Below are 13,729 nucleotides of genomic sequence, written 5' to 3' on the forward strand. Positions count from 1 at the left end.
GGCTATTGAGCGTAAAGATGGTCCTTCATCTTTAATCTTCTCTCGTCAAAACCTTGCACAACAAGATCGTAATGCTGAGCAAGTAGCTAACATCGCTAAGGGTGGTTACATCCTGAAAGATTGTGAAGGCAAGCCTGAGCTAATCATCATTGCAACAGGTTCTGAAGTTGAGCTTGCTGTTGAAGCTGCTGCACAGTTAACCGCTGAAGGTAAAGCAGTACGCGTAGTATCTATGCCTGCAACTGACGCGTTCGACAAGCAAGATGCTGAATACCGTGAGTCTGTACTTCCATCTGACGTTACTGCTCGTATCGCAGTAGAAGCTGGCATCGCTGACTTCTGGTACAAGTACGTTGGTTTCGGTGGCAAGATCATCGGTATGACAACGTTCGGCGAATCTGCACCAGCAGGCGAGCTATTCAAGATGTTCGGTTTCACTACTGAAAACGTAGTAAACACCGCGAAAGAGCTTCTTGCTTAATCATTGATTGCTAGCTTAGTGCTAACAATGAAATGAATAAAAAAACCGAGCGCTGAGCTCGGTTTTTTGTCTCTGGGATTTGTTTCTCCTAGACTCATCTCTATAAGCAACAGATCAATCTGTCATGAACAAGCTGAGTTATTCAAGTAATGCCTTTTGGGTAGGATTCAGTTATCATCTGTTGCACGAAATTTTGGTTAGATGTACGGAACTATGCTAAAAGTCGCGATAAATGGATTTGGACGAATAGGGCGTAATGTATTGCGCGCTGTCTATGAAAGTGGCAAAAGCCAACAAATCAAAGTAGTAGCGGTCAATGAGCTTGCTCAGCCTGACGCTATGGCTCACCTATTGCAGTACGACACCAGTCACGGCCGCTTCGGTAAGAAAATCTCTAACGATCAAGAGCACATTTATGTCCATCATGGCATTGGTGCTGAAGACAAGGGTGAGTTTGATACCATTCGTATCTTACATCTTGCTGATATTGAGCTGTTGCCTTGGCGTGACCTTGAGGTGGATATCGTTCTCGATTGTACCGGTGTTTATGGTTGCCGAGATGACGGCCTCGCGCACATTGCTGCAGGGGCGAAAAAGGTACTGTTTTCTCACCCCGGTGCCAATGACCTCGATAACACCATTATCTATGGTGTGAACCACGATACCATCGAAGCGGACCACCAAATCGTTTCCAATGGTTCGTGCACCACCAACTGTATTGTCCCTATCATTAAGGTTCTTGATGACGCCTTTGGTATCGAGTCCGGTACGATTACGACTATTCACTCTTCAATGAATGATCAACAAGTTATCGATGCGTACCACAGCGATTTGCGTCGTACTCGAGCAGCAAGCCAATCGATCATTCCTGTCGATACCAAGTTGCATAAAGGTATTGAAAGAATCTTCCCGAAATTTTCCAACAAATTTGAAGCTATATCTGTGCGTGTGCCGACGGTAAACGTAACAGCGATGGATTTAAGTGTCACAATTAATGCAAATGTGAAAGTTAATGACGTAAATCAAACCATTGTTAATGCATCCCAGTGTACATTACACAATATAGTTGACTATACTGAAGCGCCGCTCGTTTCCATCGACTTTAATCACGATCCCCATAGCGCAATCGTTGATGGTTCACAAACGCGAGTGAGCAACGGCCACTTAGTTAAAATGCTAGTGTGGTGTGATAATGAATGGGGCTTTGCGAACCGAATGCTGGATACGGTTCTTGCAATGCAAGCTTCTGAAGGCAAGAAGTAAGACCTAGAAGCAAATGTGCGGATTATTTATTTTTTAGCTTGAAATAAATACTAAGAGTCCACATATTATTAGTAGTGAAAGAATTACCAGTTGAATAATTTATAGGCTTAGCAGGGTTGCTGAGTTTCCAAAACTTTATATTTATTTAAATTTGAGAGGACAAATCATGTCTGTGATCAAGATGACTGACCTGGAACTTGCAGGTAAACGCGTATTTATCCGTGCTGACCTAAACGTACCAGTAAAAGACGGTAAAGTAACTTCAGATGCACGTATCCTTGCATCTCTACCAACTATCAAACTTTGCCTAGAAGCTGGCGCAAAGGTAATGGTTACTTCTCACCTTGGTCGTCCTACTGAAGGCGAATACAACGAAGAGTTCTCTCTAGCTCCTGTAGTTAACTACCTAAACGACGCACTAGACTGCGAAGTTAAACTAGCTAAAGATTACGTAAACGGCCTAGAGCTAAACGCTGGTGAACTTGTTGTTCTTGAAAACGTTCGTTTCAACAAAGGCGAGAAGAAGAACGAAGAAGCACTTTCTAAGCAATACGCTGCACTATGTGACATCTTTGTAATGGATGCATTCGGTACAGCTCACCGTGCTCAAGCTTCTACACACGGCGTTGGTACTTACGCTCCTGTAGCATGTGCTGGCCCTCTTCTAGCTGCTGAGCTTGAAGCGCTTGGTAAAGCAATGGACAACCCAGCTCGCCCACTAGTGGCTATTGTTGGTGGTTCTAAAGTTTCTACTAAACTAACCGTTCTAGAATCTCTTTCTAAAATTGCTGACCAGCTTGTTGTTGGTGGTGGTATCGCGAACACATTCATCGCTGCTGAAGGCCACAACGTAGGTAAGTCTCTATACGAAGCTGACCTAGTTGAAACGGCTCAAAAGCTAATGAAAGAGTGTGCTATCCCAGTAGCAACTGACGTTGCATGTGCTAAAGCATTCGACGAAAACGCAGAAGCTGAAATCAAGCACGTTTCTGAAGTTCAAGACGACGACATGATCTTCGACCTTGGTCCAGATTCAACTGCGGCACTAGCTGAAATCATCGGCAACGCGAAAACAATCCTTTGGAACGGCCCTGTAGGCGTATTCGAATTCAAGAACTTCGAAGCGGGTACAGCTGGTATCTCTAAAGCAATCGCTGAGTCTGCAGGTTTCTCTGTAGCAGGTGGTGGTGACACGCTAGCAGCTATCGATAAGTTCGGTATCAAAGCTGACGTTTCTTACATCTCTACTGGCGGTGGCGCTTTCCTTGAATTCGTTGAAGGTAAAGTACTTCCTGCAGTAGCAATGCTTGAAGAGCGTGCTAAAGCATAATTGATTTAGAAAGGCGAGATGTGAATCTCGCCTTTTAACGTTTGCTGCATATCACACTTTTTTGCTAGAATGGCATAAGTTGTGAGCAAACGATTGCAAGTTTTTAAACTTAAGTTTTTTAATCTTAAAACGATAGAATAAATAGGACTATTTCCATGTCTAAGATCTTCGATTTTGTAAAACCTGGTGTGATTTCTGGCGATGACGTACAGAAAGTATTTGAAGTAGCAAAAGAAAACAAATTTGCTCTTCCTGCTGTAAACGTTGTTGGTACTGACTCTGTAAACGCAGTACTAGAAGCAGCTGCTAAAGTTAAAGCTCCAGTAGTTGTTCAGTTCTCTAACGGCGGCGCTGCATTCTTCGCAGGTAAAGGCGTTAAACTTGAAGGTCAAGGCGCACAAGTTCTTGGCGCTGTAGCTGGTGCAAAATACGTACACGCTGTAGCTGAAGCTTACGGTGTTCCAGTTATCCTGCACACTGACCACGCTGCTAAGAAACTTCTTCCATGGATCGACGGTCTACTAGACGCTGGTGAAGAGTTCTTCGCACAAACTGGTAAGCCTCTATTCTCTTCTCACATGCTAGACCTTTCTGAAGAGTCTCTAGAAGAGAACATCGAAACATGTGCTAAGTACCTAGAGCGCATGGCTAAAATGAACATGACAATCGAGATCGAACTTGGTTGTACTGGTGGTGAAGAAGACGGCGTTGATAACTCTGATATGGACGCATCTGAGCTTTACACTTCTCCAGAAGACGTAGCATACGCTTACGAGAAACTAATGGCTGTTAGCCCACGTTTCACTATCGCTGCATCTTTCGGTAACGTACACGGTGTTTACCAAGCTGGTAACGTTGTACTTACTCCAACTATCCTACGTGACTCTCAAGCATACTGTGCAGAGAAGTTCGGTATCGCACCTAACGCTCTAAACTTCGTATTCCACGGTGGTTCTGGTTCTTCTGAAGCAGAAATCCAAGAGTCTATCGGCTACGGTGTTATCAAAATGAACATCGATACTGATACACAGTGGGCAACTTGGGACGGTATCCGTCAGTACTCTGCTGACAACTTCGATTTCCTACAAGGTCAAATCGGCAACCCAACTGGCGAAGCTGCTCCAAACAAGAAGTACTACGATCCACGCGTATGGCTACGTGCTGGTCAAGCTTCAATGGTTGCTCGTCTAGAGAAAGCATTTGCTGACCTTAACGCTGTAGACGTACTATAATTCTTTGAATTAAGTACTCTTTAAGTTTTAAAAACCCGCTCATTGAGCGGGTTTTTTATATCTGATAAAAACTTGTACTAAATATGTGAAAAACCTAGCGTGCGGTGAATAAATTTCGTAGTCTTTTAGTTATCGGTATTTGTGTTTATCGGTAAGTTTTAATAATTCAAAAGCTTACATAAATATGACTTTGCAATCTGTCAAAGATAGGATATCGTGCCGAAAAACTGAACTTGGTTCAGTTTATAAAAAGGACTTGGCTTTAATTTACTTTTAACACAATGACTTAACGGTAATTACACTGTTTATTATATTGCAGAGTAAATGAGGCTTAAGGCAGTTTAGCCCATAGCATATTATATAGAGGATGCACATTATGGCTGATAGTTCGACAGCGATTGAGACTCCACTTGTGGATGGTTTGTCTCAAGCAGAGCAGTGGTTAACAAATAATTCAGATTTATTTATCCAATATGGCGTAAATATCATTTCAGCACTGATAATTCTATTTATTGGTAACCTTATTGTTAAAGCAGTAGCGAATAGCGTGTCTAAGGTTCTTCAGAAGAAGAAAATGGACCGAGCAGTTGTGGAGTTCGTCCATGGTTTAGTTCGTTACTTGTTGTTTGTGATTGTTTTAATTGCTGCACTTGGTCGTTTAGGTGTTCAAACGGCATCTGTAGTTGCTGTTATTGGTGCGGCTGGTTTAGCCGTTGGTCTTGCACTACAAGGCTCACTATCTAACTTTGCTGCTGGTGTACTTATCGTTGCATTCCGTCCATTTAAGTCTGGTGACTATGTGGAAATTGGTGGTGTGGCAGGTTCAGTTGATTCTATTCAAATCTTCCAAACGGTTCTAACAACGCCAGACAACAAAATGGTTGTAGTACCTAACGGTAGCGTTATCGGCAGCCCAATCACAAACTATTCTCGTCATGCGACGCGCCGTATTGATCTAATGATTGGTGTTTCTTACAACGCTGATCTTCAGAAGACAAAAGCGCTACTGACTAAGATCTGTGAATCTGATGAGCGTGTACTGAAAGAACCTGGCGTTCAAGTTGGTGTTCATACGCTTGCTGATTCTTCAGTTAACTTCGTTGTTCGTCCATGGGTTAGCACTGCTGACTACTGGAATGTTTATTTCGACCTGATGCAAGCAATCAAAGAAGGCTTGGATAACGAGGGTATCGAAATTCCATTCCCGCAAATGGATGTACACATGAATAAAGTAGAAGCTTAATTCCTAGTTAGTTTTTATAACTATAAGCTTTTATAAGGAAAGGCGGATAACTTAGGTTATCCGCCTTTTTTGTTGGTTTCATGAAGCTAAATAGATTTACCAGTATTGCTCAATAAGTCCATCGGTAAGCACCGTTGCTATGGCGAACATCATGGTTGCGACTGCGATATCAATGCCTTTCTTAACCTTAGGTTTAGATAGCGTCGGGCCTAGTTTTGCAGCGCCTAATGACAAAGAATAGAACCAGACGAACGAAGCCAATATAGTCCCCATAGCAAATGCAATTCTGTCGTTGCCTTCAAATTGCCCACCAATGGATCCAAGAATTACCACGGTATCCAAATAGAGATGTGGGTTTAATACTGTTACTGCCAATGCCCCTAAAATAACGGTGCGCTTGCCACGCGCTAATATCTCACCTTTCGACTCATCACTGGTGCGCACTTTGAATGCACTGCGTAGTGAGAGCAAACCATACACAGTCAGAAAAGCGATGCCACCTAGTGTCACTGAGGTAAGCAGTAATTCATTTTGCGACAAGATCGCTCCGCCGCCAAAAATGCCTAATGAGATAAACAGAGTATCGAGCAGGCTACAAATCGTTGCTGTCGTTAAATGATGATTGCGTTTTATCCCTTGATTTAGGACGTACGCATTCTGAGCGCCAATAGGGATAATCATACTTGCCCCTAGACCAAAACCTTGTAATAAAACCCAAAAACTCATTTTAACCTCCACTTATTTAACGATATTTACGTGCTATATGGCGAAGATACTCTGACCCTTTAAATAAGTATAATTAATGATTTTAATCTATTATTAGAGTTGCTAATGTGGTGATGAGTTAGCTTAAAAAGGAAGCAAATTGATGCGCGGATTGGATTATAAATGGATTGAAGCACTGGATGCTGTAGTAAAACAACGTGGCTTCGAAAGGGCTGCTGAGCAGTTATATATATCCCAGTCGGCGATATCTCAGCGCATCAAACAGCTGGAAAAGTGGTTGGCTCAGCCTGCCTTAGTGAGAGAAAGCCCGCCTAGGCCAACGCCTGCGGGTAAAAAATTACTGGGCTTATATCGTCGTGTTCGGTTGTTAGAGCACGAACTTGTGCCTGAGTTGATGAATGAAGAGGGAACTCAGCCACTATCGATATCCATAGCCACCAACGCTGATAGTTTGGCGACATGGCTGCTACCGGCTTTGTTGGATGTGATGAAATCTCGCCAAGTCGAGTTGAACCTCGCGATTCATGGTGAGTCGAGAACCATTGAAAAGATAAAAAGTGGCGAGGTGGCAGGTGCAATCAGTTTGGAGTCTCAAGCGATTCCAGGCTGCAGTGCCGACTATCTTGGTAGGATGGATTATGTGTGTGTGGCTAGCCCTGATTTTCATCAGCGTTACTTTGCAGAGGGCGTAAACTACGCCACTTTAAGCAAAGCGCCTGCGGTTTCCTATGATCAATACGATGATCTGCATAAGAAGTTTCTGCATGATCATTTTAACGTACCGAGAGACAGTGTGATCAATCATACAGTCGGCAGTTCAGAAGCATTTGTGCGCTTGGCATTATCGGGTGTAGCCTATTGCTTGATCCCCCGATTACAGATTATCGATGAGCTCGAGTCTGGTGCTCTGATTGATATTACCCCTGGCTTTCTGCTCTCTTATCGCATCTATTGGCACCATTGGCAGCTTGAGAGCGGAGTATTAAAAGAGGTATCCCAAGCAATATTGAGTTTTGCTCACAATCACTTACCTCAGTAAACTGTTGGTTTTTTCAGCGTCAAAGTTCTGTTAGAAGTGTGTGCTCTGGATTGGCTAAACGATAAATTGCTCTATGATGAAAGGACATTTGTTTAGCATAGGTCATACCTAATGAAGCTTGTACCAAAGATGTTAGCAACGTCTCTTACTCTTACTGCGGCGTTGAGTGCTGTGAGTTTTCCATCATTGGCTGACTCTCCATCCTTTCCTCATATTTCAACGACAGGCTATGGTGAAGTGATCGCTACACCTGATATGGCGACATTCTCTGTGAGAGTCGTGGAATCGACGATGACTGCTGAACAGGCTAAAAATACCGTTGATAAAGTCGTGACAGGCTTTCTAAACAAGCTACATCAAGCTGGTGTTGATGAGGCGAGTGTACACAGCTCTAACCTGTATTTATCTCCTCAATATCATTACCCGAAAGATGGCAAACCGGAACTGGTTGGCTACCGCGCCTCACGTAATGTGACCGTTCAAGTGACTGAGCTAGCTAATCTTAATGAGTACATGGATATTGCGATTGGAGAAGGCATTAATCAGATCGACAACATCCAACTGCAAGTTCGCGACCAAGCTAAGTATCAAGAGCAAGCGCGCTTAGAAGCCATTAAAGATGCGACATCAAAAGCTAAATCATTGGCGAGTGGTTTTGAGCGCGAGTTAGGTGATGTATGGCGCGTGGATTACAACGCCCAATCTTCTCAGCCAGTACTCATGCGTTCAATGGCGATGGATGCAAGAACAGAATCGAACTCTTATGAAGACTCAACGATCACCATTCGTGATCGCGTGAATGTGATCTACCAGATCGAAGAGTAATGACAGTGCTATAGAAGGTTTTGGATCATGACGACCTAATTACCTACGATAGGCCAAATGCTAAAAAGGCTCTCATGATGAGAGCCTTTTTTATGCATTTTGAGTGCGATGATTAGTGAAGAAGACGAGCACGGATTGTGCCTTCGATCTCTTTCAGTTTAAGCAGTGCTTCTTCAGAGCGATCGGCTTCTACATCGATAACGACATAACCCATATCAGCCGCAGTCTGTAGGTATTGACCCGCGATGTTGATCCCTTCCTCAGCGAAGATGGTGTTGATCTGAGTTAGGATGCCTGGGCGGTTTTCGTGAATGTGTAATAAACGAGACGTTCCAGTATGCAGTGGTAGTGATACCTCAGGGAAGTTAACACTTGATAGCGTAGAGCCGTTATCAGAGTATTTCGCTAGCTTACCAGCAACTTCAACACCAATGTTCTCTTGTGCTTCTTGAGTTGAACCACCCACGTGAGGCGTTAGGATCACGTTATCGAACTGCATTAATGGAGACTCAAACGGGTCTGCATTGGTTTTTGGTTCTGTTGGGAAAACATCAATAGCCGCACCTGCAAGGTGTCCAGACTCCAGAGCGCCACACAGAGCAGGAATATCGACTACCGTTCCACGAGCTGCGTTGATAAAGATAGAACCAGGCTTCATGCGCTCGAACTCTTCTTTACCCATCATGTCTTTTGTTTCGTTGGTTTCAGGTACATGCAAAGAGATTACGTCACACTTGTTCAGTAATTCCGTCATGGTATGAACTTGCGTTGCGTTACCCAGAGACAGTTTGTTTTCAATGTCGTAGAAGTAAACACGCATGCCAAGGTTTTCAGCAATAATACCCAGTTGAGTACCGATGTGACCGTAGCCAATAATACCTAAACGCTTACCACGGGCTTCGTAAGAGTTGTCGGCACTCTTTTTCCAGATGCCACGGTGTGCAAGCGCGTTCTTTTCTGGAATGCCACGTAGTAGCAATAGAACCTGACCAAGAACGAGCTCAGCAACGCTTCGAGTGTTTGAGAACGGTGCGTTGAACACAGGGATACCGCGTTTTGCTGCTGCTTGAAGGTTGACTTGGTTAGTACCAATACAGAAACAACCGACGGCAACCAGCTTTTCAGCTGCATCAATAACTTCTTGGGAGATATTAGTGCGAGAACGAATACCAATGAAATGAGCATCTTTTACTGCTTCAAGAAGTTCATCTTCCGGTAGCGAGCCTTTGTGGTACTCAATGTTTGTGTAACCAGCGGCTTGCAGTACTTCTACAGAAGAAGGGTGAAGACCTTCTAGAAGTAGAATTTTAATTTTTTCTTTTTCCAGTGAAACTTTGGCCATTGTTCTCGTCCTTAAAATGGAAAGGTTGGGCAAATGCGGCGCACGTGCTACAAAATGGCTGAAAGGGGAACAAATTCACCACTTTGTTAGGAGACAAACGTTTTCCCTGTGCGTCTTCTGAACAATAAAGTAACAAAAAAAAAATGTTTTGGGTAAGAAAATTACGGAATAAGACATAATTTTACAGCAATAAAGCAAAAAAAACGGCGCCCTAGGGCACCGTATGTAATGAAGTAACAGAAAAACTCAATCTTCTATTATTTATTCTTCGATTTTTGCACCTTCAGGCGTGCCGGTGATAACCACATCAGCACCACGGTGAGCGAACAGACCAACCGTCACCACACCAGCTATACCATTGATGATATCTTCTAGTTGTTTCGGGTTTTCGATCGCCATGCCGTACACATCTAGGATCACGTTGCCGTTATCGGTTGTGCAGCCTTCGCGGTAAACTGGGTCACCACCAAGCTTAACCAACTCACGTGCCACGTATGAACGTGCCATTGGGATTACTTCAACAGGCAGTGGGAATTTACCCAACACATCAACTGCTTTAGTACCGTCAACAATACACACAAACTTATCAGAGATAGCCGCTACGATTTTTTCACGAGTCAAAGCAGCGCCGCCGCCTTTGATCATATCGCGAGTTGGGTTGATTTCATCTGCGCCATCAACATAGATGTCTAGCTTAGCGACATCGTTACACTCATACACTTTGATCTCTAGCTCTTCTAGTCGCTGCGTTGAAGCAACAGAGCTTGAAACCGCACCTTTGATTTTGTCTTTCATTGTGCCTAGTGCGTCGATGAAGTGATTTACTGTAGAGCCAGTACCTACACCTACAATGCTGCCTTCTTCAACATATTGAAGTGCTGCCCAGCCAGCTGCTTTTTTCATTTCATCTTGAGTCATGCCATTCTCCTGAATAAGGTCTTGCGCTTTGAATTGATCGTTTGCGTAATGATGAAGTTAACGTTTAGATATTGAGTTAACGTTTCTATATCGAGGTTAACGTTTGCGGCGCGATTATAGCGCTTTAATGGTTGTTTTCCCATTGCCAAGTTTTACTCGGAGTCACGATTTTAGGTAACGGAATGTCCCATTCTTCAATCGGTAGCGTATCAACATGTTGGCAATCATGAGCCAAACCAATAGGAGCTGCACCTTCGCCCGTCTCGAACCACTTTGCCAAGGTGCGATCGTAATATCCGCCGCCCATACCTAAACGATGGCCATGGGAGTCAAAGCCGACAAGGGGCGTAAGAATAAGGTCGAGTTGCTGACAAGGTTTAACCAGCATTTGATTGAGCTGAGGTTCGACAATACCGTACTTATTCAAGACCGTCGGTGTGGTTGGCGAGTAGTGTAAAAACAGCAGGTGCCCGGCAGAGAAGGGGTGCAATACTGGTAAATAAGTTTGCTTACCTTGCGCCCATAACCATTCGATTAAAGGCTGAGTATCGAGTTCGCCATCGATAGAGATATAGAGGGCAATATGCTGAGCAGACTGAATTTCATCAAGCTGCATGCACTGCTTAACTAAGTCGATACCGGATTGAGTTTGTTGGTCGCCAGATAAGGCATTGCGTTTGATACGGATCTGTTTGCGAAATTCGCTGCGTGTGAGCGTCTTCATAAGAAGGGATACCCCAAAGTGCCGTTGAGAATAGATGGCCCTTGAACCAGCGAGTTCAAGGCGGATCAGCAATGATTACCGTAGGCTTCTCGGTCGGGCCGAGCATGCTCAATAGCACTCAAGTACTAACCCTTAGGGATTGCTTATCGGCTCGGGGACGTGAATCCTCTGACAAACACTCCAGGGTAAATTTTGTGTACGCTATTGCTGTCCGTGCTTAACTTTACTGAGGACATCTGAAAGTGATGTCGTGAGCTGTTCCATTCGCTCGGTCAGTGCGTTTTGTTCATCATTTGCTTCAAACTTCTTGGTTTGTAATTCGTAGCAAATATTCAGAGCTGCGATAGTCAGCAGCTTCACTTCATTGGTTACCTTAGTACGTTCAGCCATCTCTTTCAATCGATTATCAAGATCGGCCGCCGCTGCAATCAATGACTCTTCTTGCCCTGGTGGACAATTCACTCGAGTCAGTTTTCCTAATATTTCAACGTCTACCGCTTGATTACTCATGATGGATGAACTCTTTAACGCGCTATTTTAAGGTTGTTGCCCTTCGCCATTTTTTGAGAAAGAAAAAGTGCAAGTACCGATGAGGAAGCAATCTCCTCTGAGGGAGAAACTATAGGTAAACCGCTATTAAGATTCAAGCTTTTCAGAGTGACTGTTTGTAAATGAGAGCTTGAGCACACAGTAATTCAGCAAATTGAACAATTGGTAGTCAGTCATCCTTCAATTGCTGGGGATCGATGCTTACCAGAATTGGGGTGAAGTGGTACGATTATACTATCGATATAAAGAATAACTGAGCGAGCTATCTGATGAGCGAAACTACTTTACCTGACTACCTAACGGTTGCGACTGAACTTCAATCGGCAAGTCTAGCCGTAACCCCTGCTGAGATGCACGGTTTATTAACGGGTATGTTAAGCGGAGGCTTAAGCCTTGCAGATAAAAGCTGGCAACCACTGATCTTCGATTACACCAATGAAGGCATGGGTTGGCCAGATCGCGCATTAACGCTAGCGGAAGCGACACTGAAAGTAACGACCAGTGAAATCACAGGTTCGGGTATGGAATTGTCTATGTTGCTGCCTGACGAAGACGCAAGCGCAAGCCTATTTGACTTGGCTGATGGTGTGTCTGATTGGATTAACCATTTCATTACTGGTCTAGGCTTGGTTGGCGCTCAATTGAACAAAGCGTCTGACAGTACAAAAGAAGCATTAGCTGATCTAGAAGAGATGGCTAAGCTAGGCATTGACGAAGAAGATGATCTGGAAGAGCAAGCGCAGCTTCTAGAGCACGTTATTGAGCACGTAAAAGCGTGTGCACTAACGATTCATGCTGAATTTGGTGCTCGCCCATCTGAAGATGCAGCGCCTACCATTCATTAATTCGTTGGCCGGTTTGAGGTTATGATGGCTCAGTATGATGTTGTAATTGCTGGTGGCGCAATGGCAGGGGCAACCTTAGCCCTTGCTTTGAATCACCTAAGCCAAGGTTCACTGTCGATTGCGGTAGTGGAGCCTTATCAGGTTGATCATCAAGCTCACCCTGGGTTTGATTCTCGTTCGATTGCTTTGTCCTATGGCACGGTGCAGATCCTGGATTCTTTGCGCTTATGGCAATCTATCGCTCCGGTCGCGACCCCGATTAAAGATATCCATGTTTCGGATCGCGGGCATGCCGGAATGACAGACATCTACAGTGAAGAGCTTGCTGTAGATGCGCTTGGCTACGTGGTCGAGTTAGCAGATGTGGGTCGAATCTATCAGCAGAAACTTGAATCAGAAGCGGCAATTACCATGCTTTGTCCTGAGTCTGTTAGTAAAGTTGAACGTGAAGAAGCGTTGACGACGATTGAACTGACAAGTGGGCAAACAGTAACCACTAAGTTACTGGTTGCTGCTGACGGTGCAATCTCAACCTGTTGCCAACAGCTCAATATCTCATTGAGTGAGCATGACTTTGAGCAAGTCGCTGTGATTGCCAATATTGTGGCGAGTGAACCTCACCAAGGTCGCGCATTTGAGCGTTTTACCCATCATGGGCCAGTTGCTCTATTACCGATGAGTGACAACCGTTTATCGCTGGTTTGGTGTTTAACACCAGAGCAAGCACAAAAAGTGATGACGCTAAACGACAATGAATTTCTTGAGCAATTGCAGAATGACTTTGGCTGGCGACTTGGCCGATTAGAGAAGGTCGGCAAGCGCGCGAGTTACCCTCTGATTCTTCGTCACCGACAGCAAAATATCTCTCATCGATTTGCCATTGTTGGTAATGCTGCTCAAACGCTTCACCCAATTGCGGGGCAAGGCTTTAACCTAGGCATCCGAGATGTGGCTTCCTTGGCAGAAGAGTTGTGTACCCAGTTAGATGATGTAGGTCGTTACCGTGGTCTTGTTAACTTTAGAAAGCGTAGAGAACAAGACCGAGACGCAACGATCACGTTGACTTCAAGCCTAGTTCACCTGTTCTCAAACGATTATATGACCGCTCGCATTGGGCGTAATCTTGGGTTAGCCGTAATAGATAACCTTCCACCACTTAAAGGTCCACTTTTGCGTCATACGCTTGGCCTAGTAGAAAGATAAGGTAATAAA

Annotated in this window: 14 protein-coding genes and 1 other RNA gene; 9 read left to right on the forward strand and 6 right to left on the reverse strand. The window is 44.3% G+C overall.

Annotated features, from left to right (window positions below):
* The 5 genes from A136_RS14595 to mscS all read left to right on the forward strand — a co-directional run.
* A partial coding sequence (locus A136_RS14595; RefSeq protein ID WP_017063200.1) for a transketolase-like TK C-terminal-containing protein occupies positions 1-481 on the forward strand: 481 nt, incomplete at its 5' end.
* 213 nt (positions 482-694) lie between these two features.
* Complete coding sequence (gene epd / locus A136_RS14600) at positions 695-1,744, forward strand: erythrose-4-phosphate dehydrogenase (protein WP_032545627.1); 1,050 nt, start codon at positions 695-697, stop codon at positions 1,742-1,744.
* 166 nt (positions 1,745-1,910) lie between these two features.
* Positions 1,911-3,074, forward strand: a complete 1,164-nt coding sequence (locus tag A136_RS14605) for a phosphoglycerate kinase (protein WP_017059064.1) — start codon at positions 1,911-1,913, stop codon at positions 3,072-3,074.
* Between the two features lie 155 nt (positions 3,075-3,229).
* Positions 3,230-4,306, forward strand: a complete 1,077-nt coding sequence (fbaA, locus tag A136_RS14610) for a class II fructose-bisphosphate aldolase (protein WP_010435694.1) — start codon at positions 3,230-3,232, stop codon at positions 4,304-4,306.
* Positions 4,307-4,682: 376 nt separating this feature from the next.
* On the forward strand, positions 4,683-5,549 hold the full coding sequence (gene mscS, locus A136_RS14615; protein ID WP_017063201.1) for a small-conductance mechanosensitive channel MscS: 867 nt from the start codon (positions 4,683-4,685) through the stop codon (positions 5,547-5,549).
* A 96-nt stretch (positions 5,550-5,645) separates the two neighbouring features.
* Here the strand turns inward: mscS and A136_RS14620 are convergent, their stop codons facing one another.
* On the reverse strand, positions 5,646-6,275 hold the full coding sequence (locus tag A136_RS14620; protein ID WP_017059061.1) for a LysE/ArgO family amino acid transporter: 630 nt from the start codon (positions 6,273-6,275) through the stop codon (positions 5,646-5,648).
* A gap of 142 nt (positions 6,276-6,417) precedes the next feature.
* On the opposite strand from A136_RS14620, the gene A136_RS14625 reads away from it, so the two are divergent.
* Positions 6,418-7,314, forward strand: a complete 897-nt coding sequence (locus tag A136_RS14625) for a LysR family transcriptional regulator ArgP (protein WP_017063202.1) — start codon at positions 6,418-6,420, stop codon at positions 7,312-7,314.
* A 111-nt stretch (positions 7,315-7,425) separates the two neighbouring features.
* Positions 7,426-8,139: an oxidative stress defense protein gene (locus tag A136_RS14630; protein ID WP_017059059.1), complete on the forward strand. Its 714-nt coding sequence runs from the start codon at positions 7,426-7,428 to the stop codon at positions 8,137-8,139.
* Positions 8,140-8,251: 112 nt separating this feature from the next.
* Here A136_RS14630 and serA read toward each other — a convergent pair whose 3' ends face one another.
* The 5 genes from serA to zapA form a co-directional block, all read right to left on the reverse strand.
* Positions 8,252-9,481 (reverse strand): phosphoglycerate dehydrogenase, encoded by a 1,230-nt coding sequence (serA, locus tag A136_RS14635; RefSeq protein ID WP_017059058.1) that lies wholly within the window; start codon positions 9,479-9,481, stop codon positions 8,252-8,254.
* A gap of 261 nt (positions 9,482-9,742) precedes the next feature.
* On the reverse strand, positions 9,743-10,399 hold the full coding sequence (gene rpiA, locus A136_RS14640) for a ribose-5-phosphate isomerase RpiA (RefSeq protein ID WP_017059057.1): 657 nt from the start codon (positions 10,397-10,399) through the stop codon (positions 9,743-9,745).
* A 124-nt stretch (positions 10,400-10,523) separates the two neighbouring features.
* Positions 10,524-11,123 (reverse strand): 5-formyltetrahydrofolate cyclo-ligase, encoded by a 600-nt coding sequence (locus A136_RS14645; RefSeq protein WP_017059056.1) that lies wholly within the window; start codon positions 11,121-11,123, stop codon positions 10,524-10,526.
* A 6-nt stretch (positions 11,124-11,129) separates the two neighbouring features.
* Positions 11,130-11,313: non-coding RNA, 6S RNA (gene ssrS, locus A136_RS14650), on the reverse strand.
* Positions 11,314-11,324: 11 nt separating this feature from the next.
* On the reverse strand, positions 11,325-11,633 hold the full coding sequence (gene zapA / locus A136_RS14655; RefSeq protein WP_004735366.1) for a cell division protein ZapA: 309 nt from the start codon (positions 11,631-11,633) through the stop codon (positions 11,325-11,327).
* A gap of 308 nt (positions 11,634-11,941) precedes the next feature.
* Here zapA and A136_RS14660 point away from each other — a divergent pair, with 308 nt between their 5' ends.
* Both A136_RS14660 and ubiH read left to right on the forward strand, forming a co-directional pair.
* Positions 11,942-12,517, forward strand: a complete 576-nt coding sequence (locus A136_RS14660; protein ID WP_017059055.1) for a YecA family protein — start codon at positions 11,942-11,944, stop codon at positions 12,515-12,517.
* A gap of 24 nt (positions 12,518-12,541) precedes the next feature.
* Positions 12,542-13,720 carry a 2-octaprenyl-6-methoxyphenyl hydroxylase gene (gene ubiH / locus A136_RS14665; RefSeq protein ID WP_017059054.1) on the forward strand — a complete coding sequence of 393 codons (1,179 nt, stop codon included), beginning with the start codon at positions 12,542-12,544 and terminating at the stop codon, positions 13,718-13,720.
* Positions 13,721-13,729 lie beyond the last annotated feature (9 nt).

This window comes from Vibrio crassostreae 9ZC13 (assembly GCF_000272045.2).
Classification (GTDB): domain Bacteria; phylum Pseudomonadota; class Gammaproteobacteria; order Enterobacterales; family Vibrionaceae; genus Vibrio; species Vibrio crassostreae_C.

Bases quoted from the DNA above. Each gene is read 5' to 3' on its own strand.
- epd (WP_032545627.1), top strand. From the start codon at position 695: ATGCTAAAAGTCGCGATAAATGGATTTGGACGAATAGGGCGTAATGTA.
- A136_RS14605 (WP_017059064.1), top strand. From the start codon at position 1,911: ATGTCTGTGATCAAGATGACTGACCTGGAACTTGCAGGTAAACGCGTA.
- fbaA (WP_010435694.1), top strand. From the start codon at position 3,230: ATGTCTAAGATCTTCGATTTTGTAAAACCTGGTGTGATTTCTGGCGAT.
- mscS (WP_017063201.1), top strand. From the start codon at position 4,683: ATGGCTGATAGTTCGACAGCGATTGAGACTCCACTTGTGGATGGTTTG.
- A136_RS14620 (WP_017059061.1), bottom strand. From the start codon at position 6,275: ATGAGTTTTTGGGTTTTATTACAAGGTTTTGGTCTAGGGGCAAGTATG.
- A136_RS14625 (WP_017063202.1), top strand. From the start codon at position 6,418: ATGCGCGGATTGGATTATAAATGGATTGAAGCACTGGATGCTGTAGTA.
- A136_RS14630 (WP_017059059.1), top strand. From the start codon at position 7,426: ATGAAGCTTGTACCAAAGATGTTAGCAACGTCTCTTACTCTTACTGCG.
- serA (WP_017059058.1), bottom strand. From the start codon at position 9,481: ATGGCCAAAGTTTCACTGGAAAAAGAAAAAATTAAAATTCTACTTCTA.
- rpiA (WP_017059057.1), bottom strand. From the start codon at position 10,399: ATGACTCAAGATGAAATGAAAAAAGCAGCTGGCTGGGCAGCACTTCAA.
- A136_RS14645 (WP_017059056.1), bottom strand. From the start codon at position 11,123: ATGAAGACGCTCACACGCAGCGAATTTCGCAAACAGATCCGTATCAAA.
- zapA (WP_004735366.1), bottom strand. From the start codon at position 11,633: ATGAGTAATCAAGCGGTAGACGTTGAAATATTAGGAAAACTGACTCGA.
- A136_RS14660 (WP_017059055.1), top strand. From the start codon at position 11,942: ATGAGCGAAACTACTTTACCTGACTACCTAACGGTTGCGACTGAACTT.
- ubiH (WP_017059054.1), top strand. From the start codon at position 12,542: ATGGCTCAGTATGATGTTGTAATTGCTGGTGGCGCAATGGCAGGGGCA.